This is a genomic window from Rhodococcus pyridinivorans (assembly GCF_900105195.1).
Lineage (GTDB): Bacteria > Actinomycetota > Actinomycetes > Mycobacteriales > Mycobacteriaceae > Rhodococcus > Rhodococcus pyridinivorans.
Window position 1 is genome coordinate 361,645 of the sequence record NZ_FNRX01000002.1, and the last position, 26,243, is coordinate 387,887.

General features: G+C 67.7%; 25 protein-coding genes and 2 tRNA genes. 8 read left to right on the forward strand and 19 right to left on the reverse strand.

Annotation, left to right across the window (positions count from 1 at the left end; all coding sequences use genetic code 11):
• Positions 1 to 85 precede the first annotated feature (85 nt).
• Together crgA and BLV31_RS02305 are read left to right on the forward strand one after the other, a co-directional pair.
• On the forward strand, positions 86 to 349 hold the full coding sequence (crgA, locus tag BLV31_RS02300; RefSeq protein ID WP_006550938.1) for a cell division protein CrgA: 264 nt from the start codon (positions 86 to 88) through the stop codon (positions 347 to 349).
• A 107-nt stretch (positions 350 to 456) separates the two neighbouring features.
• Positions 457 to 915, forward strand: coding sequence for a PH domain-containing protein (locus BLV31_RS02305; RefSeq protein WP_064061433.1), 459 nt, complete (start codon positions 457 to 459; stop codon positions 913 to 915).
• Here the strand turns inward: BLV31_RS02305 and BLV31_RS02310 are convergent.
• Both BLV31_RS02310 and BLV31_RS02315 read right to left on the reverse strand, forming a co-directional pair.
• On the reverse strand, positions 900 to 1,826 hold the full coding sequence (locus tag BLV31_RS02310; RefSeq protein ID WP_064061432.1) for a rhomboid family intramembrane serine protease: 927 nt from the start codon (positions 1,824 to 1,826) through the stop codon (positions 900 to 902). The two genes, BLV31_RS02305 and BLV31_RS02310, sit on opposite strands and share 16 nt — an antisense overlap.
• A 10-nt stretch (positions 1,827 to 1,836) precedes the next feature.
• Positions 1,837 to 2,364 (reverse strand): peptidylprolyl isomerase, encoded by a 528-nt coding sequence (locus BLV31_RS02315; RefSeq protein ID WP_024102562.1) that lies wholly within the window; start codon positions 2,362 to 2,364, stop codon positions 1,837 to 1,839.
• 101 nt (positions 2,365 to 2,465) lie between these two features.
• Between BLV31_RS02315 and BLV31_RS02320 the strand changes: the two genes are divergently transcribed.
• Entirely contained in the window at positions 2,466 to 2,930 is a 465-nt protein-coding gene (locus BLV31_RS02320) for a hypothetical protein (RefSeq protein WP_006550934.1), read from the forward strand.
• Between the two features lie 354 nt (positions 2,931 to 3,284).
• On the forward strand, positions 3,285 to 5,240 hold the full coding sequence (locus tag BLV31_RS02325) for an acyl-CoA dehydrogenase family protein (protein ID WP_064061431.1): 1,956 nt from the start codon (positions 3,285 to 3,287) through the stop codon (positions 5,238 to 5,240).
• 73 nt (positions 5,241 to 5,313) lie between these two features.
• Here the strand turns inward: BLV31_RS02325 and BLV31_RS02330 are convergent, their stop codons facing one another.
• Positions 5,314 to 6,606 carry a lipase family protein gene (locus BLV31_RS02330; protein WP_033098094.1) on the reverse strand — a complete coding sequence of 431 codons (1,293 nt, stop codon included), beginning with the start codon at positions 6,604 to 6,606 and terminating at the stop codon, positions 5,314 to 5,316.
• A gap of 215 nt (positions 6,607 to 6,821) precedes the next feature.
• Here BLV31_RS02330 and BLV31_RS02335 point away from each other — a divergent pair, with 215 nt between their 5' ends.
• A complete protein-coding gene (locus BLV31_RS02335) occupies positions 6,822 to 7,928 on the forward strand; it encodes a DUF7159 family protein (protein WP_006550931.1) in 1,107 nt (368 codons plus the stop codon).
• Positions 7,929 to 7,956: 28 nt separating this feature from the next.
• Here BLV31_RS02335 and BLV31_RS02340 read toward each other — a convergent pair whose 3' ends face one another.
• The 4 genes from BLV31_RS02340 to BLV31_RS02355 all read right to left on the reverse strand — a co-directional run bounded on the left by BLV31_RS02340 (position 7,957) and on the right by BLV31_RS02355 (position 11,232).
• The gene (locus tag BLV31_RS02340) at positions 7,957 to 8,934 is read right to left on the reverse strand and encodes a R2-like ligand-binding oxidase (RefSeq protein WP_016931505.1); all 978 of its coding nucleotides are present in this window, start codon (positions 8,932 to 8,934) and stop codon (positions 7,957 to 7,959) included.
• Positions 8,935 to 8,979: 45 nt separating this feature from the next.
• Entirely contained in the window at positions 8,980 to 10,155 is a 1,176-nt protein-coding gene (locus BLV31_RS02345) for a Dyp-type peroxidase (protein WP_064061430.1), read from the reverse strand.
• The gene (locus tag BLV31_RS02350) at positions 10,148 to 10,654 is read right to left on the reverse strand and encodes a copper chaperone PCu(A)C (protein WP_024102556.1); all 507 of its coding nucleotides are present in this window, start codon (positions 10,652 to 10,654) and stop codon (positions 10,148 to 10,150) included. The genes BLV31_RS02345 and BLV31_RS02350 overlap by 8 nt, the downstream gene beginning before the upstream one ends.
• Positions 10,655 to 10,731: 77 nt before the next feature.
• Complete coding sequence (locus BLV31_RS02355) at positions 10,732 to 11,232, reverse strand: hypothetical protein (protein ID WP_019290459.1); 501 nt, start codon at positions 11,230 to 11,232, stop codon at positions 10,732 to 10,734.
• Between the two features lie 142 nt (positions 11,233 to 11,374).
• Between BLV31_RS02355 and BLV31_RS02360 the strand changes: the two genes are divergently transcribed.
• The 3 genes from BLV31_RS02360 to BLV31_RS02370 are packed head-to-tail and all read left to right on the forward strand — an operon-like array spanning position 11,375 to position 13,786.
• The gene (locus BLV31_RS02360) at positions 11,375 to 12,505 is read left to right on the forward strand and encodes an FtsX-like permease family protein (protein ID WP_033098092.1); all 1,131 of its coding nucleotides are present in this window, start codon (positions 11,375 to 11,377) and stop codon (positions 12,503 to 12,505) included.
• The gene (locus BLV31_RS02365; protein WP_006550926.1) at positions 12,502 to 13,182 is read left to right on the forward strand and encodes an ABC transporter ATP-binding protein; all 681 of its coding nucleotides are present in this window, start codon (positions 12,502 to 12,504) and stop codon (positions 13,180 to 13,182) included. The genes BLV31_RS02360 and BLV31_RS02365 overlap by 4 nt, the downstream gene beginning before the upstream one ends.
• A gap of 31 nt (positions 13,183 to 13,213) precedes the next feature.
• Entirely contained in the window at positions 13,214 to 13,786 is a 573-nt protein-coding gene (locus tag BLV31_RS02370; protein ID WP_039584440.1) for a TetR/AcrR family transcriptional regulator, read from the forward strand.
• Positions 13,787 to 13,828: 42 nt separating this feature from the next.
• On the opposite strand, the gene BLV31_RS25190 is transcribed toward BLV31_RS02370, so the two are convergent.
• The 12 genes from BLV31_RS25190 to BLV31_RS02430 all read right to left on the reverse strand — a co-directional run bounded on the left by BLV31_RS25190 (position 13,829) and on the right by BLV31_RS02430 (position 26,038).
• The gene (locus BLV31_RS25190; protein WP_037217364.1) at positions 13,829 to 14,044 is read right to left on the reverse strand and encodes a hypothetical protein; all 216 of its coding nucleotides are present in this window, start codon (positions 14,042 to 14,044) and stop codon (positions 13,829 to 13,831) included.
• 99 nt (positions 14,045 to 14,143) lie between these two features.
• Positions 14,144 to 14,216 (reverse strand) — tRNA-Ala (locus BLV31_RS02380).
• Positions 14,217 to 14,353: 137 nt separating this feature from the next.
• Positions 14,354 to 14,427 (reverse strand) — tRNA-Ile (locus BLV31_RS02385).
• A gap of 75 nt (positions 14,428 to 14,502) precedes the next feature.
• Positions 14,503 to 15,765 (reverse strand): DUF3566 domain-containing protein, encoded by a 1,263-nt coding sequence (locus tag BLV31_RS02390; protein ID WP_064061429.1) that lies wholly within the window; start codon positions 15,763 to 15,765, stop codon positions 14,503 to 14,505.
• On the reverse strand, positions 15,766 to 18,270 hold the full coding sequence (gene gyrA, locus BLV31_RS02395; RefSeq protein ID WP_024102549.1) for a DNA gyrase subunit A: 2,505 nt from the start codon (positions 18,268 to 18,270) through the stop codon (positions 15,766 to 15,768).
• Between the two features lie 148 nt (positions 18,271 to 18,418).
• Positions 18,419 to 19,252 carry an MHYT domain-containing protein gene (locus BLV31_RS02400; protein WP_064061428.1) on the reverse strand — a complete coding sequence of 278 codons (834 nt, stop codon included), beginning with the start codon at positions 19,250 to 19,252 and terminating at the stop codon, positions 18,419 to 18,421.
• A gap of 133 nt (positions 19,253 to 19,385) precedes the next feature.
• A complete protein-coding gene (locus BLV31_RS02405) occupies positions 19,386 to 20,225 on the reverse strand; it encodes an MHYT domain-containing protein (protein WP_024102548.1) in 840 nt (279 codons plus the stop codon).
• Between the two features lie 146 nt (positions 20,226 to 20,371).
• The gene (locus tag BLV31_RS02410) at positions 20,372 to 21,184 is read right to left on the reverse strand and encodes an MHYT domain-containing protein (protein WP_006550920.1); all 813 of its coding nucleotides are present in this window, start codon (positions 21,182 to 21,184) and stop codon (positions 20,372 to 20,374) included.
• The gene (locus tag BLV31_RS02415; RefSeq protein WP_024102547.1) at positions 21,184 to 21,738 is read right to left on the reverse strand and encodes a GTP-binding protein; all 555 of its coding nucleotides are present in this window, start codon (positions 21,736 to 21,738) and stop codon (positions 21,184 to 21,186) included. Before BLV31_RS02415 ends, BLV31_RS02410 begins: the two co-directional genes overlap by 1 nt.
• 13 nt (positions 21,739 to 21,751) lie before the next feature.
• On the reverse strand, positions 21,752 to 22,126 hold the full coding sequence (locus tag BLV31_RS02420; protein ID WP_006550918.1) for a DUF742 domain-containing protein: 375 nt from the start codon (positions 22,124 to 22,126) through the stop codon (positions 21,752 to 21,754).
• A 13-nt stretch (positions 22,127 to 22,139) separates the two neighbouring features.
• On the reverse strand, positions 22,140 to 22,556 hold the full coding sequence (locus BLV31_RS02425) for a roadblock/LC7 domain-containing protein (RefSeq protein ID WP_006550917.1): 417 nt from the start codon (positions 22,554 to 22,556) through the stop codon (positions 22,140 to 22,142).
• The gene (locus tag BLV31_RS02430; RefSeq protein ID WP_064061427.1) at positions 22,553 to 26,038 is read right to left on the reverse strand and encodes a sensor histidine kinase; all 3,486 of its coding nucleotides are present in this window, start codon (positions 26,036 to 26,038) and stop codon (positions 22,553 to 22,555) included. The genes BLV31_RS02425 and BLV31_RS02430 overlap by 4 nt, the downstream gene beginning before the upstream one ends.
• Positions 26,039 to 26,243 lie beyond the last annotated feature (205 nt).

The following is a 26,243-nucleotide window of genomic DNA, read 5'->3' on the forward strand; positions in this document are numbered from 1 at the left end:
GCCTTACGTTAGCGTGATCTCAACAGGTAGTTGACCGACCACTCCATCCGTGTACGACGGGTGGAGACGTGAGAACGAGGACACCATGCCCAAGTCGAAGGTTCGCAAGAAGGACGTCTCCGCGACCCGGACGGTGAGCCGCACACCGGTGAAGGTCAAGGGCACGCCGTCGAGCACGTTGTACGTGACGGTGATGCTCGCCCTGATGGTCATCGGGTTGCTGTGGCTGATCGTCTACTACCTCGCGGCCGAGCAGATCACGTGGATGAACGATCTCGGTGCCTGGAACTTCCTGATCGGTTTCGGGTTCATGGTGGTCGGTCTGATCATGACGATGAACTGGCGCTGACCTCCACCCCGCTCGGGTTACACCGATGTTATTCATCCCCACCTGGGGATAACACTGTGCACAACCCGGTGAGAGGTCCCCGGGGAACGGATCGGAAGAGGACGCAGATGCCCGACGAGACACCGCTGCGGTGGGCGACGCCGCCCGCCGCGATAGCGGCGTTGTCGGCCGCCGGTATCGCCTTGGCCGTGACCGCCGCGGTTGCGGTTCCCGACGCGGCCGGTCGCGTACTGGTGGGTTTCGCGGCGGTGCTCGTCCTCGTGATGGTCGCGCTCGCGCTGCGGCAGCGTCCGCGTCTCGAAGTGCTCCCCGGAGGAACGGGGATCGCGACGATGCGGTTGACGGGTCGTCGCGAGTTCCTGCGCGCGGCCCTGCACCGCGTGCGGATCGTCGAGTACCCGCGCTTCGGGCGGCGCGTGCCGATGCTCGAGATCGACACGATCGACCCCGCGACCGGCACGGAGAACCTGATGATCTTCGGCCGGTGGGATCTGGGCACCGACCCGCGGAACGTGCACGCCGCGCTGGCGATGCGCGATCTCGCGCCCGATCAGACACCCAGTTGATCGCGTAGCCGCACGACGGCGAGCACGATCGCGACCAGCGTCACCGCGACGACCGCGACCAGCGCGATCCATCCGGTGCGCACGATGCGGTCCCGGTCGGTGCCGGCACCGAGATACTGCGGGGCGTAGAGCAGGGCCGCTGTCGCGGCGGCACCGGCGACGAGACCGCCCAGGTGACCCCACAGGGAGATGCCCGGGACGGTGATGCTGATGATCACGTTGAGGCCGACGATGGTCAGCACGGGTGCCGGGCTGCGACGCAGGCGCAGCAGGATGACGGCCTGCGCGCCGAGCAGACCGAAGACCGCTCCCGACGCTCCGGCGGTGACCGCTCCGGTCTCCATGAACATCACTGCGGCGGACCCGCCGAGGATCGACACGAGGTAGACCGAGAGGTACCGGGCGCGTCCGAGCACGAGTTCGGTGTCGCGTCCGATCACCCACAGGGCGAACATGTTGACGGCCAGGTGGAGCAGGCCGAAGTGCAGGAATCCGCTGCCGAGGATCCGGATGTACTCGCCGTGCGCGGCGATGATGGGCGGCCACAACGCCCAGTCGAGGAACAGCGCCGAGCCCTGCTCGTTGGTCATCACGCTGCCCGACTGCGCGGCGGTGATGCCGAAGACGAGCACATTCAGCGCGATGAACACGTACGTCACGATCGGCGAGGGCCGATCGGAACGGACGGGTGCGCCGGCGATGGTTCGGGCCTGCGGTGTCGACCGTTCGGCCGCGGCGACGCAGTCGACGCAGTGCTGACCGACCGAGGCGGGACGCAGGCACTCGGGGCACGCGGGCCGGCCGCATCGGGAGCAGGCGAGAAGGGTCGGGCGGTCGGGATGGCGAACGCACCGCGGCTGGGGTTGCGGGCCACCACCCTCGGCCGCGGAGCCCCAGCCGGGGTTCGTCATGGGAACTCTCTCAGGAGATGGTGATGCTGTTGATCACGACGTCGTCGACCGGGCGATCGGCGCGGTCGGTGGCGGTGGTCGCGATCGCGTCGACGACCTTCTTCGACTCGGCGTCGACGACCTCACCGAAGATGGTGTGGCGACGGTTGAGGTGCGGGGTCGGGCCGACGGTGATGAAGAACTGCGAGCCGTTGGTGCCCGGGCCGGCGTTCGCCATCGCGAGCAGGTAGCCGCGGTCGAACTGCAGCTCGGGGTGGAACTCGTCGGCGAACTGGTAGCCCGGGCCGCCGCGGCCGGTGCCGGTGGGGTCGCCACCCTGGATCATGAAGCCGTCGATGACGCGGTGGAAGACCGCGCCGTCGTAGAACGGACCGCTGGTCTCGCCCTTGGCGTTCTGGGTCTTGTACTCCTTGGTGCCCTGAGCCAGGCCGACGAAGTTCTCGACGGTCTTCGGCGCGTGGTTGCCGAAAAGCGCAATCGCGATGTCGCCGCGGTTCGTGTGGAGCGTGGCCGTTGCTGTCTGATGCGGTGAAGTCACCCCACCATGGTGCCATTGCCCGCTTCCCGGGCAGGACAGGCGGCGCGGGACACGCTCTCCGGTCACGACCACAGGTCCGGGCGGTATGGAAGAGTGGACGCATGAGCAAGCTGATTCATGCCGAGACCGACGACGTGTGGCTTCCGGCATTCGTGCGACGCCACGACGAATCCGGCAATCTCGCGGGTGCTCTCCGCGTGGCCGGCGAGGGCGCGGTAGCTCTCGCGCAGGGCTCGAGTGCGGCCGGACTGTTCGCAGCACGCAAGGGTCTGGACGTCGCGGGCGAACTGCTCTCGGTGGCCCGGCGGGCCGCGGCCGAGCGGTGTGCCGCGAAGTCGTCCTCTCGTCCGGAGCGCACGGGCAGGCGGTTCGGTCTCGTCGTCGCCGGCGCGGTTGCCGTCGTGGCCGCAGGCGGGGTCGTGTTCTACCGGCGACGACGGCCGGATCACCCTCCGATCGCTCCGGAACCGCCGCGCGTGCGGCCCGCGGAGTCCGCGGCGACGACGACCGACGAGGCCGCCTCGACGCCGGTCTCCCCCGAGTCCACCGACACCTCGGAGGCCTGATCGCCGTCCGCGGTGCCGAATTCTCGTTCCGCCGATCGGATCTCGCGGTCGACGATGAGGCACGCCGCGAAGTAGAGCGCGCCGAGGAAAGTGAGCAGGACGGGGACGAAGGCCAGGAATTCCATGGCCACCTCCGTTCCGATCCGCGATGGGGATCGGCGAGTGACGGGCGGGGCACGTCGTCGGTGACTATTCGAGCGTAGGCGCGTCCGGGAGTACCCGCACGTCCCCGACGACTTCCGCGGTAGTGATCTAGTTCACATCCAACTGCTTCATGATCGACTCGGCCGAACCTGTGATAAGAGGCATATCCGGGTGCATACTCACCAGTAGGCACGCGACCCGGAGGCAGTCATGGCAGAGAGCGCCGATGCCCGAACCCCACAGGTCACCGAGCGGCAGGCTCGTGAAGTAGCGGAGCAGGCGCGCGAATCCGAGTGGAACAAGCCGTCCTTCGCGAAGGAACTGTTCCTCGGACGGCTCACCCTCGACCTCGTCCACCCCTTCCCGCGACCGACACCCGACGAGGACTCCCGTACCGAGGAGTTCCTCGCACGCCTGCGCGCCGCGTGCAGTTCGATGGACGGCGGCCGCATCGAACGCGACGCGCGGATACCCGACGAATACGTCCGCGAGCTGGCCGAACTCGGCTGCTTCGGCATGAAGATCCCGCAGGAGTACGGCGGCCTCGGGCTGTCGCAGGTCGCCTACAACCGGGCCCTGACGGTCGTCGCCTGCGTGCATCCCAGCATCGGCGCGCTGCTGTCGGCCCATCAGTCGATCGGTGTGCCGGAACCGCTCAAGCTCGCCGGCACCCCTGAGCAGAAGCAGCGCTTCCTGCCGCGATGCGCGCGCGGCGCCATCTCGGCTTTCCTGCTCACCGAACCCGACGTCGGGTCCGACCCCGCCCGACTCGCGTCCACCGCCATCCCGGTCGAGGACGGCAGCGCCTACGAACTCGAGGGCGTCAAGCTGTGGACGACCAACGGGGTGGTCGCCGAACTGCTCGTCGTCATGGCCCGCGTACCGAAGAGCGAAGGCCATCGCGGCGGGATCTCCGCCTTCGTCGTGGAAGCGGATTCACCCGGCATCACCGTCGAACGCCGCAACTCCTTCATGGGCCTGCGCGGCATCGAGAACGGCGTGACCCGGCTGCACAAGGTGCGGGTTCCGAAGGAGAACCTCATCGGACGTGAGGGCGATGGGCTGAAGATCGCGTTGACGACGCTCAACGCCGGTCGCCTCGCCATCCCCGCGATGTGCTCGGGTGCCGGCAAGTGGGCGCTGAAGATCGCCCGCGAATGGTCGTCGGAGCGGGTGCAGTGGGGCAAGCCGGTCGGTGAGCACGAGGCCGTCGCCGCGAAGATCTCGTTCATCGCCGCGACCACCTACGCACTCGAGTCCGTCGTCGAACTGTCGGGCCAGATGAACGACGAACAGCGCAACGACATCCGCATCGAGGCGGCACTGGCGAAGTTGTGGGCGAGCGAGATGGGATGCCTCATCGCCGACGAACTCGTGCAGATCCGCGGCGGACGCGGCTACGAGACCGCCGAGTCGCTGGCGGCGCGCGGCGAACGGGCCGTTCCCGCAGAGCAACTCGTCCGCGACCTGCGGATCAACCGCATCTTCGAGGGGTCGAGCGAGATCATGCGTCTCCTCGTCGCCCGCGAGGCGGTCGACGCCCACCTGCGCGCAGCCGGCGAACTCGCCGACCCCGATTCGACGGGCAAGGAGAAGGCGCAGGCCGCGGTACGGGCGAGTGGGTTCTACGCCCGATGGCTCCCGAAACTCGTCACCGGCAAGGGACAGCTACCGCGGACCTACAACGAATTCGGTTTTCTGGCAACACATCTGAGGTACATCGAACGCAGCTCGCGCAAGCTCGCCCGCTCGACATTCTACGGGATGGCCCGCTGGCAGGCCGGACTCGAGAAGCGGGAGAACTTCCTCGGACGGATCGTCGACATCGGAGCCGAGCTGTTCGCCGCGACCGCCGTGTGCGTGCGCGCCGAACGGCAACGCGTCGACGGGCACCCGGGAGCCGACGCGGCCTTCGAACTGGCCGACGCGTTCTGCAAGCAGTCGCGGCTGCGCGTGGAGAAGTTGTTCGACGCCCTGTGGACGAACACCGACGCCGAGGATCGTCGCACCGCGGCCGGCGTTCTCGAGGGCAGATACGAGTGGCTCGAGCGCGGTGTGCTCGATCCGAGCGAGGGCACCGGTCCGTGGATCTCCCGCTGGGAACCGGGCCCGTCGACCGAGACGAACGTCGCGCGCCGGATCATCGACACCCGTCACTCGGTGTAGACCCTGCACACGAATCCGGCCCGCACCCCCGGAAGGGAGTGCGGGCCGGATCGATTGCGGATTCGAAGGAGCGTCAGAAGGCTCCACAGTTCGACGGTGCGGGCTCACCGCGCAGTCGCGCTTCGATGTACGCGACGGAGTCGGGCAGTCCGCCGATCATGGGCACCGCATGGTTGATGATGAAGCCGGGCAGGATCGGCGGCGTCGTGTTGGGCAGGAACTGCACCGTCGCGCCCTGATCGCACCAGTCCAGCGCCAGCTGACGGCCCTGACCGTAGGGGACCGTGTCGTCCTGCGTGCCGTGCTGGAGGAGGACGGGCACGGCAGGCGTGCGGTTGCCGATGCGCTGCTCCGCGAGGATCTTCTGGACCTGGGGCAGGCGGTCGAGCACGACATCGAGGGGCTCACCCGTGCGGGTGTAGTCGCCGGTGCGCTGGAATGCGAAATTCGCCACCGTCTCCGGGACGCACTGGTTCGCCACGGCCGCGAGCATCTTGCGGCCGCGATCACTGATCTCGGCGTCGATCTCGTCGCGGATCTCCGGGTAGGCGTCGGCCAGACCGTTGATCGTGTACCCGATGGCACCGGTGAGCAGCGTGCCGTCGATCTGCTTCAACGTGGCCACGAGGTCGGCGGGCGGAGCACCCACGTAGGCGCCGACGAGGTTCAGTTCGGGGGCGTACTCGGGAGCGAGCTCGGCCGCAGCGCCCGACGCGCCGCCGCCCTGCGAGTAACCGAAGAGGCCGACCGGGCTGTTCTCGGTCACCGACGCGTTCTCGAGCTTCAGCGCCGCGCGCACCGAGTCGAGCACCGCGTGGGCTTCGGCGGCGCGGTTCACGTAGGTGTGGTGCCCCGGCGTACCGAGACCGTCGTAGTCGGTGACGACCACGGCGATGCCGCGCAGCAGCAGCGCGTTGATCGACAGCACCTCGTACTCGGTGAAGAAGTCGAGGGGCGGATTATAGTTGACGAGCGCGCCGAGATTGCGGGACGGCGCGCACTGGTCACCCTGACCGTGGGTACCGACGGCCAGCGCGACGAGCGGCCGGTCGCCGGGACCGTTCCACGGCGTCGACGGCTCGATGTAGGTGCCGCTCACCGCGTTGGGTGCGCCCTTGGCGTCGTTGCTGCGGTACAGCAGCTTGGTGCCCTGACCCGGGAAGATGCCGTCGGCGACCGGTGCGCGCAATGCCAGATCGGACGGTGCCGTGCGCAGGACGTCGCCGGGAGCACCCGTCGGCAGCGGGTCGGGCGGGAGATAGAAGTCCGTCTCGGCTCCCGCTGTCGCCGCGGTTCCGAGAATTCCGCCAGCAAGGACGGTCGTCGTCACCGCCGCGGCCATCCACTTCCGAGCGCGCCCCACCATGTTGTTCCTCCACCTGGATCCACCGGAACCGTGTGTCCCTCGTCACGGCGGTACGGACTGTAACACGTACTTACCGGAAAGTAAGGTCGGCACTTCCCTCCCTGTCTGCCACAATCGTTCTTCGCGCCCGAAGCGGTGCATTTGTCCGGCGCACCCGGAGCGAGTCGGGTCCTCGGCAGCACGACGGACGAGCAGCCTCTCGAGGAAGGGAAGACATGGCAATCGGTGTCGGCCTCCGGATCGGGCGAGTCGTGTCCACGGCGGTCATCGCATCCAACGAACCCGGCACTCCCGACCCTGTCGTCCTCGCCCGCGACTCCGTCCTGCACGTCGACCACGACGGCAACACGTCGCTCGGCAGCGTGGCGCACGGGGACGAAGCACGCACGATCGCGGGCTTCCTCACGCGGGTCGGCGACGCCTCGGGCATCACCGCGAGCGACGGTCGCATGTACCGCGCCGAGGACGCGATGGCCACCGCCATCCACTGCCTGTTGCGGGAGTGTCACCCGTTGCCGACCTTCGGCGGCATGGACCGGGACAGCGACCCCGGCTACGCCGCCACCTACCCGTCGCACTGGGATCCGGACACCATCGCGACCTTGCGTGCCGCCCTGGACTACGCGAATCTGCGGCACGTGGATCTCGTGTCCGACGCGCAGGCGGCCGCCGCCTGGTACGCCTCCGAGATCTCCGAGACCCCTGGCCAACTCGTGGGGGTCTTCCATCTCGACGACGGCGGCTCGACCGTCACCCTCGTACGCTCGGGCGTGCCCGCCGGCAAGGCCTACCGCACCCCCGCCCAGGGCGCACCGTCCCCGGCGGCCCAACTCGCCACGGCCCTCGGATCGTTCGGCTGGATACCGGACAATCTCGAGGCCGTCGTCGTCATGGGCGACGGTCTCGTCGCACGAGATCGCACCCACATCCAGGAGATCGCGAACAGCCTCGCCACGAAGCTCACGGTGCGCAGCCTCGTCGGGCCGGGCCCGGAACAGACGGCGGCGCTCGGCGCCGCGATCCTCGCGGCCGGATTCACGCCGGCACGCGAGACCAACAAGACCCGGATCGGACTTCCACCTTCCTACGACGAAACCGACGTACTCACCGGCGGTTTCGCTCGGCTGCGCGAACTCGAGGAGAGACGTCTCGGGGCCGAGAGCACCGCCGAGAACCGCGGAGCCGCGAGGAAGGAGGCCACACCCGTTCCGGTGCTCACCACGGGCACCGCAGACGAGAACACCGGCAACACGAGAACGGTCGTCATCGGGGTGGTCGCCGTTCTCGTGCTGATCGCGATCCTCGCCGGCATGCTGCTCTGATCGATCTCCTGTCTCCGATCGACCCTGCTCAGTCCGCCGGGGTGCGGTCGGGAGCCGGAACCGCAGCGAGCGCGGCGGCGTCCTCGTCCCCGAAACGGTCCTCGAGCACGGCGGGAGCGAAATCGAGATCGATCTCCTCCAGCGGGCGTCCGCGCGCGGATTCTATTGCGCCGAGCCGTCTCTGTGCCCGGTCGGCCGCATAGGAGATGAACTCGTCGTTGTCGAGACCGTAGGGCTGTTCGTCGAACTGCTCGTTCTGCCACTGAATCATTCCGGTCGCGAGGGGAAGCAACTCCTCCATCCGCTGCAACACGACGTTCCAGTTCGAGTCGTCCGCTGCCACATGCCGTCGGCAGGTGAACGTGCCCCAGGCCATGTGCCGGCGCTCGTCGGAGCCGATCCGCCGGATGATCTCCTGCATGCCCGGCAGGATCCCGTACTTGGTGCACACCTTCTGCCACGCGTAGTAGCCCGTCAGCGCGAGACTGCCCTCGATGACGTGGTTGTAGGTGACACTCGCGCGGACCTGATTGGCCGGGGACGGATCTCGATCGAGCACGCGCAGGCTGTGCGGCAGTTCCTCGTAGAACAGCCGCCGGTAGTAGGGATTCTCGGCAACGAACGGGTGCAGGTCGGATGTCAGTCCCACGGTGTCCATCCAGCGACGGAACACCTGCACGTGCTTGGCCTCCTCGTAGCAGAACTGGGTCAGGTACATCTCGTCACCCAACCGGCCCTCCGCTTCCATGGCGCGGAGGAACGGAAGGATGTCCTGCGTGACGGCCTCCTCGCCGGCGACGAACAACGCGACCAGATAGGTCGAACTGCGGCGTTGTTCCGAGTTGAGCGACGCCCAGTCCTCGGCGTCGTGGGAGAAGTCGATGTCCATCGGATCCCAGTGCGCTGCGTTGCCCTTCGCGAAGAGCCGGAGCGGGAAGGCGTCCCAGTTCAAGCCGCCTTCCCGCAGCGACGCGAAACCCTGACGTATCTGTGTAATCTCGGTCACACCCTCGAGGCTAGACCTCGATTCCACATACGTCGCGGCCTTGTCTCAGTCACCCAGCAAGGTGTCGCCGGGATACCCCTTCGGACCGAATCCCGGAGGGACGAGAAAGACCGCCGACCCGATCGGCGTGATCCACGGATTCAGCGCGTCGTGCTCGGCGAGGCGCTGCTGCACCGGGACGAACTGACGGTCCACGTCCACCTGGTAGGTGGCGAACAGCAATCCGACGCCGTCCTGGTCGTCGTAGTTGTAACCCCGTCGCAGGAACTGCTCGTCGCCGGTGCGGGGACGTGCCCGCGCGACGTGCGATTCCGGCGGGATCACCGGGATACCGAACCGGTCGGTGGCCTCGAAGTCGGCATCGTCGTGTTCCTCCGAACCCGTCAGCGGAGCACCGTTCGACAGTCGCCGGCCGACGGCGAGTTCCCGAGCGGGACGGTCCAGCTCGTCCCAGGTGTCGAGTTCCATGCGGATCCGGCGTAACACGAGCGAGGTGCCACCGGCCATCCACGGCGGGTCACCCGGATTCCACACCTGCCGGTCGAAGTCCGGGCTGCGCGGCGCGGGATTGACGGTGCCGTCTACCTGCCCCATGAGGTTGCGCATGGTCGTCCCGTCGGGTCGCGTGCCGGCCGCACGCCGGAACCCTCGCTGGATCCAGCGGACCGTCGCCACCGATCGCACACTCCTGGTGAGTGTGCGGACCGCGTGCGAGACGGTCACCGGGTCGTCGGCGCAGACCTGCAACAGCAGGTCGCCGCCGGACCATCGTTCCTCGAGCCGGTCGATCGAGAAGGCCGGCAGCGGCTTCAGCCACGCGGGTCGTCGGTCGGTCAGGCCCGCGGCGTCGAAGACCGCGGGACCGTAGCCGACCGTGACCGTCAGCCGGGCCGGGTCGACGGCGAGTTCGGGTTCGGTGTCGCCCAGCGCCGGCGTCCCGGTGGTGAGTCGCCGCGAATCCTCGGCCCACACCCGCATGATCCCGACGAGCCCGTCACGATCGACACCCTCGGCGAGGTCCAATGCCACGAACGACGCGAAGGACTGCGCGGGGGTGTCGATACCGGCCTGATGGGTGCCGTGGATCTCCACGGTCCGCGCGCCGATCGGTTCGGAGATGCGGGACGCGACCGCCGTCCCACCTCCGACCGCGCCGAGTCCTGCTGCACCCAGCGCGGCGACACCGCCCCCGAGCAGGGTGCGTCGAGTGAACCTAGCCATCGTGGGCTGCCCCGTCGTGGGACGGCACGTACTCCTCCTGTGCCCCGGCGAAGTCGCGGACCTGGGCCGTGAACTCCTCGGTCGATCCGTCCGCGAACTCGAGTGTGAAGGTCACCGTGCTCCCGGGTCGCAGAGGCTCCACGAGGTCCATGAGCATGAGGTGGTCGCCGCCGGGCGCGAGGCTGTGCACGGTGTCCGCGGGGATGACGAGCCCGTCCCCCATCTCCTGCATCACCATCGAGGCGCCGCCGGACGACACCATCTCGTGCAGTTCCGTGGTGGCGGATGCAGGACTGGACGCGCCGACGATGTGCACGTCACTGCTGCCGGTGTTCTCGATCTCGGCGAAGGCACCGGTCATCCCGGTGTCGGATGCCTTGACCCAGGCTTCGGACACGACGACGGCCTCGGCCGAGTCGGTGGTGCCGGTGTCGGAACCGCAGGCGGCGGCGAGCAGGGCCGTTGCGGCGATCGCAGTGCCGAACATGGTCTTCTTCATGATTCTCCGTAAGTGTCGGTGCCTCTGCGGGCACACGGAACGAGCGGTCGCCGGCGGCGGCGACCGAGAAGGTTGACCTAGCGGAGAACAACGGGAGGTGCGCGGCTGCCGGTTCCGCCGACGAGTAGTACGCCGGGACCGATATCGGGGCGGTGGATCGTCGGGACAGGTTCGGCGACGGCCACGGGCAGCGTGCGGTACGTCTCGGGAACGATCCGGCGCAGCGCTGCGAGTGCTGCTTCGCAGCCCTTCTCGGCACCCCGTACCAATACTGCGGCGAGGAGGACGGCAACCGCGTGGGCGGACATCATTCCGGATCCCGGTGTGTGCAGGTGACCGTCGTGGAGTCCCAGCACGAGGTGGCCGGCGACCTGCCCGAGGACGAGGACGAGCGGCACCGGAAGCCTGGTTTCGCCGGTGAGGACTCCGACAGCGAAGGCAAGCCCGAGGAGGAACACCAGGGCGTCCTGGTGGGGAATCGCTCCGCCGGCGAAGGCGTGCGCGGCGATGCTCAGTGCGGCCGAGATTCCGCTCACGAAGACCGCGCGCATGCGCATCACGGTGTTCACCTCGGCCATGAAGTCAGAATACTTCCCTCACCTGCGATTACTACCCCATGTAGTAACTATCACCGAATATAACGACAGAGCGTCGGTAAGATATCGACGTGCCGTCGAGAAGATTGGGCACATACCCGGTCCAGCCCACGAAGGACTCCACATGTTTCTTGCCATGCGCGAACTATGGTTCGCGCGCACCCGCTTCCTGTTGATGGGCGCCGTCGTCGCGCTCATCTCGATCCTCATGGTGATCCTGTCCGGTCTGTCGTCCGGTCTCGTCGTCGACGGCGTCTCCGCACTGCAGCGCACACCGGTGCAGGCATTCGCCTTCGCCGAAGGAACCAAGGCCGACTCCGCATTCTCCCGATCCGTGGTCACGGAAGACCAGGCCGACACCTGGCGTGCCCGCCCGGACGTCGCTCGCGCCGAACTGTTCGGCAACACCATCGTCAACGCGAAAACCGAGAGCGGGGTCCCCGTGGACCTCACACTCTTCGGCATCCGGCCGGGCTCGTTCCTCGAACCCTCGGTCTCCGAGGGGGCACCGCTCGGTGGTGACACCGATGTCGTCCTCAGCGACAGCGCCCGCGCCACCGGCGTCGAACTCGGCGACACGATCGTCGTCGATCGTCTCGGTACCCGGTTGGACGTCGTCGGGTTCACCTCCGACAAGCGCACCTTCGGTCACGTCGACGTCGCCTACCTTCCCCTGAGCACCTGGCAGGAGATCCACGCCGGTGTCCGGCTCGGTGAACAGGTCCCTCCGAGCGCGTACACCGAAGCCAGTGTGGTCGCGATCGAGGGTGTGGACGGAGCACTGCCCGATCTCACCGCGGGTGACGCAGCAGCCGGTACGACAGCGAAGACCCTGGAGGAATCGTTCGATTCCTCCCCCGGCTACAGCGCCGAGATGATGACGATGTCGATGATCACCGCCTTCCTCTACGCGATCTCAGCCCTCGTCGTAGGAGCGTTCTTCACGATCTGGACCGTGCAGCGCAGCCGTGAGATCGCCGTCCTCCGCGCCATGGGCGCCTCCACCGGATTCCTCCTGCGCGACGCCCTCCTGCAGGCCGTGATCGTGCTCGTCGGCTCGGTCGCCTTCGGTGTGCTCGTCGGTCTCGGACTCGGGTCGGGCCTCGAGGGCAGCGGCATGCCTTTCGTCCTCGAATCCGGCCCCGTCGCTCGAGGTGCCGTTCTGCTCGTCGTCCTCGGCCTGCTCGGCGCCGCCCTCGCCGTGGTCCGCATCGTCCGTGTCGATCCGCTCGCTGCCCTGGGAGAGAACAGATGACCGTCACCACCTCCACCGGCCTCGCACTGTCCGACGTCTGCCTGTCCTTCGGCGACGGCGACAGCACGGTCCACGCCCTCGATCACGTCGACCTGGGCGTCGAGCCGGGTGAACTGGTCGCCGTCGTCGGGCCGTCCGGTGCCGGCAAATCGAGTCTGCTGGCGGTCGCCGGTGGCCTCGGCCGACCCACTTCCGGCACCGTGAGTGTCGACGGTATCGAGGTGACCGCACTCGACCCGCGGGCGACCGCGAAGCTGCGCCGAGAGCGGGTCGGGTTCGTATTCCAGTCCGGCAATCTCCTCCCCGCCCTGACCGCACGCGATCAACTGCTCCTCGTCGAGAAGATCGCCGGACGCCCCGGACGGAACCCTGACGAGCTGCTCGCCTCGGTGGGTATGGAGCACCGCGCCCAGCGGCGACCCGGGCAGCTCTCGGGCGGTGAGCGTCAACGTGTCGGCATCGCGCGGGCCCTGATGGCCGAACCGTCGTTGTTGCTCGTCGACGAACCCACCGCCGCCCTCGATCGGAAACGCAGCCACGAGGTCGTCGAACTGCTGGCACGGGAAACCCACACCAGTGGAGTGGCTACGATCATGGTCACCCACGACCACGAAATCCTGCGGCACTGCGACCGCGTGCTCGAAATGGTCGACGGAAGACTTCGACCACACGACTGAACGGTCGACAGCCGAACGAGGAGGGCCGGCGGTGCCGAAGATTTCCGCAGCGACGGTCGCGGAGCACCGCGCAGCGCAGCGCCGCGCCCTCCTCGACGCGGCGCTCGAACTCCTCGCCGAGAAACCGGAACAGGCACCCTCGCTCGGCGACGTGGCGCGTCGTGCGGGTCTGGCCCGGTCGAGCGTCTACAACTACTTCGATTCGCGCGACGACCTGCTGCACGCGGTCGTCGTCGACATGTTCCCGCGCTGGAACACGCGCGTGGTCGAGGCGATGGAGAAGGTGTCCGATCCGACGGAGCGGGTGCTGACGTACATCGACGTCAATCTGCAGCTGGTCGCCGAGGGAGAGCACGCGATCGTCGGTGCTCTCGCCGCTTTCACCCCTCAGGCGTTCAGTGACGAGAGCATGCACGCCATGCATCAGGACCTCGTCCTCCCCCTCGTCGAGTCGCTGCGGGTCCTCGGAGTCGCGGATCCCGAACTCGATGCCGAGCTCGTCACCGCGCTCGTGCACAAGGGAACGGAATTGATCGAATCCGGCCGCAAGCTCGACGAGGTGCGCTCCTCGATCCGCAGGGTTCTCACCACCGCGCTCTCCTGATGTTTCACGTGAAACGGACCGTCGATCCGGGACCGTTCACGATCACCTCGGGGTGACAAGCTCCCGGAGCGGGTCACCACCGTCGACGAACAGGCGCGCATCCGGCCGTGTCGCCGCCGCGATCCGCTCCAGAGCGACCCTGCCGGCTTCGGGTGCCGACCGTCGAGTGCACCGACCCTGATCCAGCACACGTAGGTGCGGCTCCAGCGGCAGCGCGGCGACGATCTCGGCGAGTCGCGGAGAGAGGCGGGGCGTCACCCTTCGAATGTGGAATGTGGGCAGACGGGCCGAGGCAGCAACAGAGAAAGGGCGCTTCCGAAAGATCGGAAGCGCCCTTTACCTGCATTCATGTGATTGTGGAGCCTAGGAGATTCGAACTCCTGACATCTGCCTTGCAAAGGCAGCGCTCTACCAACTGAGCTAAGGCCCCGTCCGCCGCGTCAGCGACTGGGAACCGCGTGCCATTCGTCTTCGCTCCGAAGCATGCGAGCGATTCCGAGAACGATCAGAATCCCGGTTCCCACGAGTGCGAGAACCCTCATTCCGATCATCCTTTCGGCACGGGAGTGGGCCTAGGAGGACTTGAACCTCCGACCTCTTCGTTATCAGCGAAGCGCTCTAACCGCCTGAGCTATAGGCCCTCGAACCGAGATGGAACACTACCCCACCGGGGTCGCCGGAAACAAATCGCCTCGGCGGGGCAGCGTTCCGGCAGGTCAATCCGGGTCGGCGAGGGTGGCCTGAACGCCGCCTACGAGATCGGTGCAGAGGTTGTAGATGAACGCACCGAGGGTCGCGAGAGCCGTCAGCAACACCGTGTTGGCGATGCCGATGATCGTCGCGTAGCCGAACACCTGGCCGGCCGAGACGAGCGCACCGCTACCGGCGTCGGAGACGATGTCGGTGAACGCACTGTTGAGGCGTTCCCATACCCCCATGCCGGCCAGCACGCCGTAGAGTAGGCCGACCGCGATCATCCACACGAAGAACAACGACACCGAGATCACCGACGAGATCTTCAGCATCGACCAGGGGTCGATACGGCGGATCTGCACGGTGGCCCGCAGCGGTCCGGCGGCGGGGATCGCCGTGGGCACCGCGGTGGTGGCGGGGGCGCTCACCTGCGGGGTCTCCCCCGTGCTCGACGAACCGGTCGACGGATGCTTCACTGCGGACAGATCCGGCAGGTCCTTGGCGAGATCCTTGCGTTCGATGTGCCGTGTCGGGCCGTCGATTACCGCGGACTTCGCCTTCGCTGCAGCGGCCCGGTCGCGCGTCCCGCGCGCGGCGTCTCCGCCCCCGGCCGGGCTAGCTCCTCCGGCGGCATTGGGAGCCGCTGTGCCGGTCACGACGGGACGCGTCGACGGCTCCGGGCCTCCGGCCGCAGAGCCCTTGGCCGAGGCCCCAGCGGGGCGCTGAGGCGCTCCACCCTGCTTGGACAGACCCTGACCCACACCCGGAACGTTCGTCTGCGGAGCGTTCTGCGGGGAGCCCGACTGCGCCGACGCCGCTCCCCGCTGCCAGGGAGGGGTCGGGCCGCCGGAGCGGGGCATCTGGGCGGTGCGTTGCTGACCTGTGGCCGGCTGATCGGCCGCAGCCGATCCATTCTTACCGTCCGCTGAGGCACCACCGGACTTCTGGGAGCCGCCCTGAGCAGGCGTGTCCTGCGCCGCCTTCGCCGTCGGCTCGGCGGCCTTCCGGCCTGCTGCCGGCTGCTGGTCGGCCGGACCCTGCACGGGTGCCGGGTCCGCTGCTCCCGCTGCGGGAGCGGACGAACCCTCCGCCGGTGCCCCAGGAGCCTGCGAAGGCTGGGCCGGTGACGACTGCAACGGCCGGTTCTCCGGCGCCGGTTTCTGCTCCGAGGCCGGGCCCTGCTGCGTGCCCTTGTTCTCGGGCTTCACCTCGTTCTCTGTACGGTCCTCCGGCTTCCGACCGGTTTGCCCGCGATCGGCCCCGTTCGGTCCCTGGGGAGTGCTCACTTACGACTCCTTAGCTCCGGCTGCGTCGGCTTCGTCCGGCTCGTCGGCGTTGCGCGCGATCGCGAGCAATGTATCGCCCTCGGCCAGGTTCATGAGCCGCACGCCCTTGGTCTGACGGCCTGCCTTGCGCACCTGCTTCGCCGCAGTGCGGATGACACCGCCGCTCGAGGTGATGGCGTACAACTCGTCGTCGTCCTCGACGATGCGCGCCCCGACCAGGTTGCCACGCTTGCGGTCGTACTGGATGGTCAGAACACCCTTACCGCCGCGACCTTGGACCGGGTAGTCCTCCATCGGGGTGCGCTTGGCGTAACCACCCGAGGTAGCGACCAGCAGGTACGTGCCCTCCTTGACGACGTTGAGCGAGAGCAGCTTGTCCTCGCCGTTGAACCGCATGCCCTGCACACCGGAGGTCGCGCGGCCCATCGGACGCAGCGCCTCGTCGGTGGCCGAGAAACGGATCGACTGGCCCTGCTGCGAGACGAGCAGCAGATCGTCCTCGGCGGAGCACAACACCGCGCCGACGAGCTCGTCGTCGCCGCGCAGGTTGATCGCGACGATGCCGCCCGAACGGTTTGAGTCGAAGTCCGACAGGCGCGACTTCTTGACCAGGCCGTTGCGGGTCGCGAGCACCAGGTACGGCGCATCCTCGTAGGTTTTGAGGCGGATGACGCCCTGGATGCGCTCGTCGGGCTGGAAGGCCAGGAGGTTCGCGACGTGCTGACCACGCGCCGTGCGATTCGCCTCGGGCAGCTCGTACGCCTTCGCGCGGTAGACGCGGCCCTTCGTCGTGAAGAACAGCAGCCAGTCGTGCGTGGACGTCACGAAGAAGTGCTTGACGATGTCGTCCTGCTTGAGCTCGGCACCCTTGACGCCCTTGCCGCCGCGCTTCTGCGAGCGGTACAGGTCGGTGCGCGTGCGCTTGGCGTAACCGGTCTCGGTGATGGTGACGACGACGTCCTCACGTGCGATGAGGTCCTCGTCGTTGACATCGCCGTCGGCCGCGACAAGCCGCGTGCGGCGCTCGTCGCCGTACTTGTCGACGATCTCCTTCAGCTCGTCGCGGACGATGGCGCGCTGCCGCTCCGGACGGGCCAGGATGTCCTTGTAGTCCTCGATCTCGCGCTCGATCTCGGCGAGGTCGTCGACGATCTTCTGACGCTCGAGAGCAGCCAGGCGACGCAGCTGCATCGCCAGGATGGCGTCGGCCTGGATCTCGTCGACCGTGAGCAGATCGATCAGGCCGGCGCGCGCGATGTCGACGGTCTGCGACGCGCGGATGAGCGCGATGACCTCGTCGAGCGCGTCGAGGGCCTTGACCAGGCCGCGCAAAATGTGGGCGCGTTCCTCGGCCTTGCGCAGCAGGTACCGCGTACGCCGGACGATGACCTCGATCTGGTGGTTGACGTATAACCGGATCATCTGGTCGAGGCGCAGCGTGCGCGGCACCCCGTCGACGATCGACAGCATGTTGCAGCCGAAACTCGTCTGCAGCTGCGTGTGCTTGTAGAGGTTGTTGAGAACCACCTTGGCCACCGCGTCGCGGCGGACAGTGACGACGATGCGCATGCCCACGCGGTCGGACGACTCGTCGTGGATGTCGGAGATGCCCGCGATCTTGCCGTCGCGGACCTGTTCGGCGATCGACGTGATGAGGTTGTCCGGGTTGACCATGTACGGCAGCTCGGTGATGACGATGCTGGTGCGGCCCTTGGAGTCCTCTTCGATCTCCACGACGCCGCGCATCTTCACCGATCCGCGACCGGTCGTGTAGGCATCGTGGATGCCCTGCGTGCCCGTGATCAGGCCGGCGGTCGGGAAGTCCGGTCCCTTGATCCGCTCCATGACCGCGGCGAGGGTGGTCTCCTCGTCGGCCTCGAAGTTGTCGAGCGCCCAGTAGATGGCCTCCGCAACCTCCCCGAGATTGTGCGGCGGGATGTTGGTGGCCATACCGACCGCGATACCGCCCGAACCGTTGATCAACAGGTTGGGGATACGGCTGGGGAGAACCGTCGGTTCCTGCGTGCGGCCGTCGTAGTTCGGCTGGAAATCGACCGTCTCGTGGTCGATCTCCCGCAGCATCTCCATCGCGAGCGGCGTGAGCCGGCACTCGGTGTACCGCATGGCGGCGGCGCCGTCGTTGCCGCGGGAACCGAAGTTGCCCTGGCCGTCGACGAGTGGATAGCGCATCGACCACGGCTGCGCCAGACGCACGAGCGTGTCGTAGATCGACGCGTCGCCGTGCGGGTGGTAGTTGCCCATGGTCTCGGCGACCGCGCGCGCCGACTTCACGTACCCGCGGTCGGGGCGGAAGCCGTTGTCGAACATCGCATAGAGCACGCGACGGTGCACCGGTTTGAGACCGTCACGCACGTCGGGCAGAGCACGGCCCACGATCACGCTCATCGCATAATCGATGTAACTGCTCTGCATCTCCTGCTGGATGTCGACGGGCTCGATGCGGTCGTGCCCCGGCCCCTCCGGAGGCAACGTGGTGTCGGTCATGAGCTCCTTCTTCTACTCGGCTCGCACGCCCGGCTCCGGCCTTCGGCCCGACGGACGTCTCGCAACCACACGAGTCTATAGGTGCAGGTCAGCCGATGCCGAGAAGGACAGGCACTTCACAGCCCGAGATCTGTCCGGAACCGAGTTCTCACATGTGGGATCCGGTGACCGGGTCGCGGTCCACCTGCCGTTCCGCCTCCGACGCCCACTGCCCGAGCCGGGCGTCGCGCACGGCGTCCTCCGGGTCGGAGGCGAGCAGCAGCGCGGTGATCGGCACGGCCAGGACGATGATGCCGAGGACGAACGCAGGGAACAGCAGCGACATCACGGTCATGCCTTCGGGCGCGGGCATGCTCGGATCGAGGGTGACCCGCACGCCGGCCATGCCGGTGTAGTGCAGCGCCACGACCGCGCATCCCATGACGAAGGCCGCGACGACGCGGATCTCGAGACGACGCGTGCGGCGGGCCAGTGCGAGCGCGGCCGTGGAGGCGACGACACCGATGATCACCGAGGCGATCACGTACCCCGTCTCGTGTTCGATCGCGCCCCGGATGCGGATGGCGTACATGCCGCTGTAGTGCATCATGCTGACGGCGGCGCCCATGAGCAGACCGCCGATGAGCAACCGCACCGATTCGGGAATGCGGTGCTTGCTGACGTCGTGCACGTCGGCGATCCGCAGACCCACGAGGGTCGCGACGACGGCGAGCACGACAGAGAAGACCGTCGGTGCCAGTTCGTATCGGATGGTCGTACCCGGCACGGAGAAGCCCATCATGCCGATGAAATGCATGAGCCAGATGTCCACGCCGCCGATGGACAACGATGCCATGAGGAGCCACCAGTTGCCGCTGCGCCGCGGCTCTTCGAGCGACCGCCGGACACAGGACAATCCGACGAAGGATCCCATCACAGCGGTGGCGTAGGAGAGGAGGAAAACCCATATCCCCATGGAGAAGTGGTGTACGTCGTGCGACACGTGAGGTCCTCACAGCGGCGCGCTGTCACCACCGCGCTCGGAGGGCACGCGCCACGACCTACCCGATGCGGGCTGCACCCCGACTTTCCAGCAGCGTAAGCGAGCTTATCGCGCTGTGGGTGTTCACATCACATCACCGTTTCACATGTCGTCCGTAAGGACGGGAGACCGTCTCGGGGCCGTCCCCACCGAGCCAGATCGCCATCTCCCGCTCCTGCTCGAGGTCCTGTGTGCTCGCCGATGCCATCAGAGCTACGACCGGCACCGCGAGCAGCGCGACACCGATGATGAATCCAGGGAACAGCAGGGTCATGATGGTCATCCCCTCCGGATTCGGAGCGGACGGATCGACGGTCACCGCGATCCCGGCCATGCCCGTGTAGTGCAGTGCCACCACGGCGCATCCCATGACGGCGGCGGCCGGGATCCGCACGGCCGGCCGTTCCGCGACCCGCGACAGCCACAACGCGACGATCGACGCGACGACACCGATCGCGACGGACGCCGCGACGTACGACCGTCCCTGCTCGAGTTCGCCCTGGATCCGCACCGCGGCCATGCCGCTGTAGTGCATGCCGGCGACCGCGAAGCCCATGATCACGCCGCCGACGAGAAGCCGGACATCCGACGGCAACCCACGGATCCACTGCACGTCGGTGTCGAGGATCCGCAATCCGACCAGCGTGGCCGTCACGGCGAGCGCGACCGACAGCAACGTCAGTCCGAGGTCGTAACGGATCGCGGAACCGGGTACGTCGAAGCCCATCATCCCGATGAAGTGCATCAACCAGATTCCGACGCCCCCGATGGACAGGGCTGCCATGAGTGTCCATCGGGTCCGGGCGACCGACGTCCATGCGTTCGCAGCCTTGCGCGCGCAGGACAGACCGGCATAGCACCCCACTGCGGACGTGATGTAGGCGAGTGCGAAAAGCCAACCGCCCATGGAAAAATGGTGAACCTCGTGCGACATGTTGCCCCCCAGGAAGCGGCACGCACGGCACATCGATCCGTGTCGTGCCGAGTAGACCGACAGCGACCCCCGACGCTGCACAGAAGACTACTCCACTTCCGGGTTTTCAACCAGATATGTTGACTTACAACATGTTCGGACGATATTCAGAAGGTCCGACCGTCGACGGGATCTACCGGGCCGTCGGCCGCCCACCGCTCGGATTCCTCTTCCAGTTCCGCCGCAAGACGATCCGGGGCCTGGAGCACCAGGACGATCGGAACGGCCAGCAGCAACAGGCCTACGACGAAGAGCGGGAAGAGAATGGAGAAGACCTCGATCCCACCGGAAACCACCACGGCGGGGTCGATCTCCACACGGACCGACGCGGCGGCGAGGAAGTGCACCGCGATCACGGCGACGCCGGCCAACGCGCTGCTCAGCAGGCGCTTGGGCCACGTGTCCGCCGTCTTCACCTGGGCCAGGAAGCCCACGGCCGTCGCGATCGCCAGCCCCACCGCTGCGGCGACCCAGAGCGGATCGAAGGTCAGCGATCCCTGGATCCGCACCGCTGCGAGGACCGAGAACGGCGCGCCCGCAAGGCCGGCGCCCAGCACGAGAGCACCCGTGACCGTCCGGGCGAGGGTGGCGGGAGCGTTGTCCGGGATCGCGACGAGCAGCGCCACGTACACCGACACCAGCGCGACGAGCATCGAGAACACGATGGTGACGGTGTCGAACCGCACCACACTGTCCTCGACGTTGAAGCCCGCCATCGGAAGGAACATAGCGAGCCAGACACCGACGCCACCGCTCACCAGGGCAGCGAGAATCATCCAGTACGAACGCAATCGGTCGCTGGAGGTGGTGCGGACCCGTCGAGCACCGGTGACCCCGATGAACACCCCGATCGCCGAGGTCAGATAGGCAAGGACCGTGACCCACGAGCCCATCGTGAAGAGTTCGAGGCCCTCCCCCATTACTGGGTCACCGGCTGGTGCAGCTTCCGCAGAGCGTATTCGGTGACGGTGACCAGGGCCTGCTTCGCCGACTCACGTGCTCGCGCATCGATCGACACGATCGGCACATCCGCCGAGATCGCCATCGCCTGACGGATGTCCTCGAGCGGGTACCGGGGAGCATCGTCGAATTCGTTGATGGCGACGATGAACGGGAGATTGCGCGCCTCGAAGAAGTCGACGGCGGCGAAGCTCTCATCCAGGCGACGCGTATCGATCAGCACAATCGCCCCGATGGCGCCGCGGATCAGGTCGTCCCACATGAACCAGAAGCGGTGCTGTCCGGGCGTGCCGAACAGGTAGAGGACGAGGTCGTCGGCCAGACTGATACGACCGAAGTCCATGGCGACCGTGGTGGTCGCCTTCTGCGGTGTCGCAGAGAGGTTGTCGACGCCGTCGCTGGCGTTCGTCACGAGCGCCTCGGTACGAAGCGGCACGATTTCCGACACCGTCCCGACCAGAGTCGTCTTACCGACGCCGAAGCCTCCGGCGATCACGATCTTGGTCGAGGTCACGCGCTTCGTGGCGTTAGAGTTCGCGAAGTCCACTGAGGACCCTTTCAATCAGCTCACGACGCTCCGCGTCGCTCGAATCGTCTTTCAGCGTGGCCAGGATCTGTACGTGTCCGGCTTCGACGAGATCGGCGACGAGCACGCGTGCCACGCCGATCGGCACCCCCACGCGCGCGGCGATCTCCGCGACGGAGGGTGATTCCTTGCACAGCTCCAGGATCGTGGCATTGATGTTGTCCAGATCCCGGGACCGATCGTCGGTTCCCGGAATGGCCTGGATGAGCGCCTCCAACGCCAGTTCGACCGCAGGACTCGTACGTCCCGAAGTCAGGGAGTAGGGCCGGACCAGACTGGGCTGATCCGGCACGGACTCCGGCTTCCGCGATTCCATGGCCACCTCGACGTCAGGACCCTAGACCGACCCGCGGGGTGGCTTCGACCGAAGCACCCACTCGATCGACCAAGAGCGCCATCTCGTAACCGACCTGTCCGATGTCGCACTCGGAGGCGGTCAGAGCCGCCAGGTGCGAGCCGTCGCCGACGCTCATCAGCAGCAAGTAGCCGTGCTGCATCTCCACGACGGACTGCAGCACACCCCCACCGTCGAACAGCTGCGACACACCGTTGGACAGGCTGGCCAGACCCGAGGTCACCGCAGCGAGCTGCTCGGCACGATCCACCGGGAGGTGGGCGCTGGCGGCCATGAGCAGACCGTCGGCGGACACGAGCACGGCATGCGAGACACCCGGGACTTCGCGCGCGAAGTTGGAAACCAACCAGTCCAATGGACGAGCTGCGTCGGATCCATGATCAATATTCATCGAACTCCCTGTTCGTCGTTCTCGCGATTGCTGGAATTCGCCGAGGCGCGTCCGTTGCGGACACCCTGCTGATGGCGGCTCAAGTTGGCCCGGATGGCTTCCGGGTCTCGACGTCGAATGGTCCTCGGCAGCTCACCCGTTGCCGGTGCCCGAACAGCACCCGGCACCAGACGCTCGCCGGGAGCGCGCCGCGGAAGACCCGCGGTGGTGTGCTCCTCCACGGGGGACTCGGTAGCACGCTGTGCGGCTTCCCAACCCGCGTCCGCCGCGGAGCGCCACTCCCGCTTCCTGCGGTCCTCCGGAAGGCTCGTCGGGTCGACGAGCCAGTCCGACATCATCGTGGTGAAGATCGGGGTGTTCGCCGGCTGCGGACGGGCCGACGCGAGGTCGGACCGCGGCTGGAAGAACGATGCGGTCTTCGCCGAGTTGGTCCGGTAGCGATGGCGGGCCGCCTGCTGCGCGTCGCTGTGCGGCGAGACGGAGCCACCGTCGGCGATGCTCGGGCCGGAGACCGCTGCGGCCGAATCGGGTTCGGAAGCGTTGGTCGACGCAGCGGGCTGCTGCGGAAGCCCCGGCGTGCTGCCCGGCTGACGACGCGGCAGACCGGGCGTGCTTCCCGGACGACGCTGCGGGAAACCCGTCGAGGGTTCCTGCTGCCGACGGTCCGCATCCTGCTCGGGGGCGCGCTGTGCGTCCGGCGCGGGGGCGCGCTGGGGCAGGTCGGGACGGTTCGGTGTGTCCGGGCGACCTGCGGCGTCGCCACCTGCGAGCGGTCCCGCCGACGGCTGTTGCTGCGGCCGGTTCTGCGGAACGGACGGGGACGATCCGGAAGCCCGTCCCGGCAGGCCGGGAGTCGCGCCCGGCCGACGCTGCGGAAGACCGGGGGACGCGGGTCGCTGCTGCGGGGCGGGTGCACGATGCGCCGAACCCTGCTGGGGCTCACGGACCGGCAAGGACTGCGACTGCGACTGCTGGGAGTCCGTTGGCGACAGGCCCGGTGTGGCACCGGGACGACGCTGCGGAAGACCCGAAAGCCCTTCCCGGCGAGACCGATCGGCGTCGGGTCGTGGCCCGGCACCGTTGCGGCCGTCGAGCGGGTGACCGTTGGTCTCGTCCGGCCCGCGACGAGGACCGCGCGGAGGCAGCGACGACGCGAAGGCTGCGGCGGCGTCCGGCTCGATCCGGCGCGGCTGCGGCGACCGGGGTGGAGTCGGGAGACCAGGCGTCTCGCCCGGCTGACGCGTGGGCAGACCCGGAGTTCCACCCGGGCGACGCTGCGGAAGCCCCGACGGGCCGAACTCGCGGGATGCCGGCGGTGCCTGATTGTCGCGCTGCGGCTCGTCGCGTCGCTCGTCGTCGTAGGACGGCTCCGCATCCCATGCGGCGGAAGCGCTCTCGTCGACATCGGCGGCGTAACCGTTGTTCGCGTAGCCGTTGTCGTAGGCATCGTCGGACTCGTCCGCACGGACATCGTCGGCGGAGTCGAGCGACTGCGAGGACGCGTACTCGTGCCGGTCGTCGGCCGCGGGCAGACCCTGCGGGGCGACGGGCGCCGAGAGCGCCTGCGGTGCCGAGTACTCCTCCGCTTCGATCTCGATGCGCGGCTGGGGACCGGTGTGCGACAACGCCAACGGGGAGACCAGCAGGACGTCCGGGATGTGGACGCTCGCGGTGATACCCGGGTTGCGTGCGGTGTCGAAGGTCGGGCGCAGGCGCACGGTGAGACCGTGCCGCTCGGCCAGTCGCGAGACCACGAACAGACCCATGTGGCGTGCGGTGTCGGGACCGACCTCGCCGCCCTTGGCGAGACGCTGGTTGATGGACTCGAGTTCGTCGGCCGGGATACCGATACCGCGGTCGGCGATCTCGACGAGCAGGCCACCGTCGACGGCTCGCGCGAAGCTGAAGGTGACGTTGCTGTCGGGCGGCGACGCGCGCAGCGAGTTGTCGACCAGCTCGGCGAGCAGATGCACGATGTCGGTCGCGACCGCGCCGCTGAGGGCACCGTCGGGAGTCGAACCGATCTGCACGCGCTGGTAGTCTTCGACCTCCGACATCGCGGCGCGCAGGATGTCGCCGAGCTGCACGGGCGCGGAGTGACCGCGGCGCGTGCGGGTACCGGAGAGAATCAGCAGGTTGTCGCCGTTCCGGCGCATACGCGCGGCGAGGTGGTCGAGGCGGAACAGGCTCTCGAGTCGGGCCGGATCCTTCTCCTCGTACTCGAGTCGTTCGATGAGGCCGAGCTGCTGCTCGACGAGCGACTTGGAGCGACGTGCGAGTGTCTCGAACATGTCGCTGATCTGCAGGCGGAGGTGTGCCTGCTCGCCGGCGAGACGCAGTGCCTGCCCGTGCATGTCGTCGACGGCGCGGGCGAGCTGACCGATCTCCTCGGTGGTGTGCACCGGGACTCGGGTGAACTCGATATCCTCGATGTTGTCGCCGACCTTGATGCGGTCGATGGCCTCGGGCAGCTCCTGCCGCGCGACCTTCAGCGTGCCGTAACGCAGGCGGCGGATCGGGCCGACCAGTGAGCGGGACACGAGCAATGCGAGCACGAGGGCTGCGAGCAGGGCTGCGAGCACGATCGCGGTGTCGCGGAGAGCGGCCGAGCGGGTTTCCGCGGCGCGGTCCTGAATCGTGGTGCTGACCTGCGACGACGCCTCGTCGATGATGGTGCCGTAGATGTCGACACTCTTGAGCAGCGACGCGCGGATGTCGAGGATCGGGAGCGGACCGGAACCGGCCGCGTCGACCATGTCGGCACGTTCCTGGACGCCGGCCCGCAGTTCGGCGATCTGCTGATCGGCCATCAGGTAGGAGCGGGCGAGCAGGTCGAGCATCGCGAGCTCGGCGCCGGAGGCGGACACCAGCGCGGTGCCCGGCTGGGTCGGGTCGTCGATCAGCTGGAGCAGACCGAGAACCTGACCGAAGAGGTAGCGCTGCGAGTACCACGCGTTGATCAGCTGGTCGCCGTAGCCGATGATCTCGCGATCGTCGACCTCGTCGAGGATGGCCTCGACGACACGGTTGAGGCTGTCGCGCACCTCGTTGGTGACGGCACCGATCTCCTCGATCGGCACCGGACCCGCCTGAATCTTCGTGTAGAGCGACTGGGCCGTGGCGGCGGTGCGGCTGAGGTCGGCGGTCACGGCGGGATCGAGCTCGGGGTTCTCCGTGATCGCGGCGATCGTGCCGAAAGCGTCACCGAGAGCCGCCATTTCCTCGGGGGTCGCCGTTCCGACCGCGGCATCCGCGGTGGCGGTGGCGAACGCCGTCGAGAAATCCACGATGTCCGGCACGGCTGCGACCTGATCGGCTGCGGACGAGAAGTGGACGGCGTTGCTGAGCTCGTTCTCGACCCGAAGACCACCGAGGACCATTGCCACAGTCACGGGGACAGCGAGAACGGCGGTGACCTTCCTGCGAAGACCCCACCCCTCGATGTTCCACCACCGCTGCTGGGGCGGCGACTTGTCACTCATGGATCACAGCTCTCCTTCCACCCCGTCCGCGCCGGGCGACGAACACCAGTCGGCACTGCACTCCGTTGAGCGCGTTTTCGATCGAGTGCAGTCGAACGAGACGTTTCGGGTGAGGGCACCATATCGGGACATACAGCGGATACGGAAGAGTGAGTTCTTCCCGTACCCCGCGCTGCCCCAGCCCCCTCGTCGGCAGCCACACGTA

Bases quoted from the DNA above. Each gene is read 5' to 3' on its own strand.
- crgA (WP_006550938.1), top strand. From the start codon at position 86: ATGCCCAAGTCGAAGGTTCGCAAGAAGGACGTCTCCGCGACCCGGACG.
- BLV31_RS02305 (WP_064061433.1), top strand. From the start codon at position 457: ATGCCCGACGAGACACCGCTGCGGTGGGCGACGCCGCCCGCCGCGATA.
- BLV31_RS02310 (WP_064061432.1), bottom strand. From the start codon at position 1,826: ATGACGAACCCCGGCTGGGGCTCCGCGGCCGAGGGTGGTGGCCCGCAA.
- BLV31_RS02320 (WP_006550934.1), top strand. From the start codon at position 2,466: ATGAGCAAGCTGATTCATGCCGAGACCGACGACGTGTGGCTTCCGGCA.
- BLV31_RS02325 (WP_064061431.1), top strand. From the start codon at position 3,285: ATGGCAGAGAGCGCCGATGCCCGAACCCCACAGGTCACCGAGCGGCAG.
- BLV31_RS02330 (WP_033098094.1), bottom strand. From the start codon at position 6,606: ATGGTGGGGCGCGCTCGGAAGTGGATGGCCGCGGCGGTGACGACGACC.
- BLV31_RS02335 (WP_006550931.1), top strand. From the start codon at position 6,822: ATGGCAATCGGTGTCGGCCTCCGGATCGGGCGAGTCGTGTCCACGGCG.
- BLV31_RS02345 (WP_064061430.1), bottom strand. From the start codon at position 10,155: ATGGCTAGGTTCACTCGACGCACCCTGCTCGGGGGCGGTGTCGCCGCG.
- BLV31_RS02350 (WP_024102556.1), bottom strand. From the start codon at position 10,654: ATGAAGAAGACCATGTTCGGCACTGCGATCGCCGCAACGGCCCTGCTC.
- BLV31_RS02355 (WP_019290459.1), bottom strand. From the start codon at position 11,232: ATGGCCGAGGTGAACACCGTGATGCGCATGCGCGCGGTCTTCGTGAGC.
- BLV31_RS02360 (WP_033098092.1), top strand. From the start codon at position 11,375: ATGTTTCTTGCCATGCGCGAACTATGGTTCGCGCGCACCCGCTTCCTG.
- BLV31_RS02365 (WP_006550926.1), top strand. From the start codon at position 12,502: ATGACCGTCACCACCTCCACCGGCCTCGCACTGTCCGACGTCTGCCTG.
- gyrA (WP_024102549.1), bottom strand. From the start codon at position 18,270: ATGACCGACACCACGTTGCCTCCGGAGGGGCCGGGGCACGACCGCATC.
- BLV31_RS02405 (WP_024102548.1), bottom strand. From the start codon at position 20,225: ATGTCGCACGAGGTTCACCATTTTTCCATGGGCGGTTGGCTTTTCGCA.
- BLV31_RS02410 (WP_006550920.1), bottom strand. From the start codon at position 21,184: ATGGGGGAGGGCCTCGAACTCTTCACGATGGGCTCGTGGGTCACGGTC.
- BLV31_RS02420 (WP_006550918.1), bottom strand. From the start codon at position 22,126: ATGGAATCGCGGAAGCCGGAGTCCGTGCCGGATCAGCCCAGTCTGGTC.
- BLV31_RS02425 (WP_006550917.1), bottom strand. From the start codon at position 22,556: ATGAATATTGATCATGGATCCGACGCAGCTCGTCCATTGGACTGGTTG.
- BLV31_RS02430 (WP_064061427.1), bottom strand. From the start codon at position 26,038: ATGAGTGACAAGTCGCCGCCCCAGCAGCGGTGGTGGAACATCGAGGGG.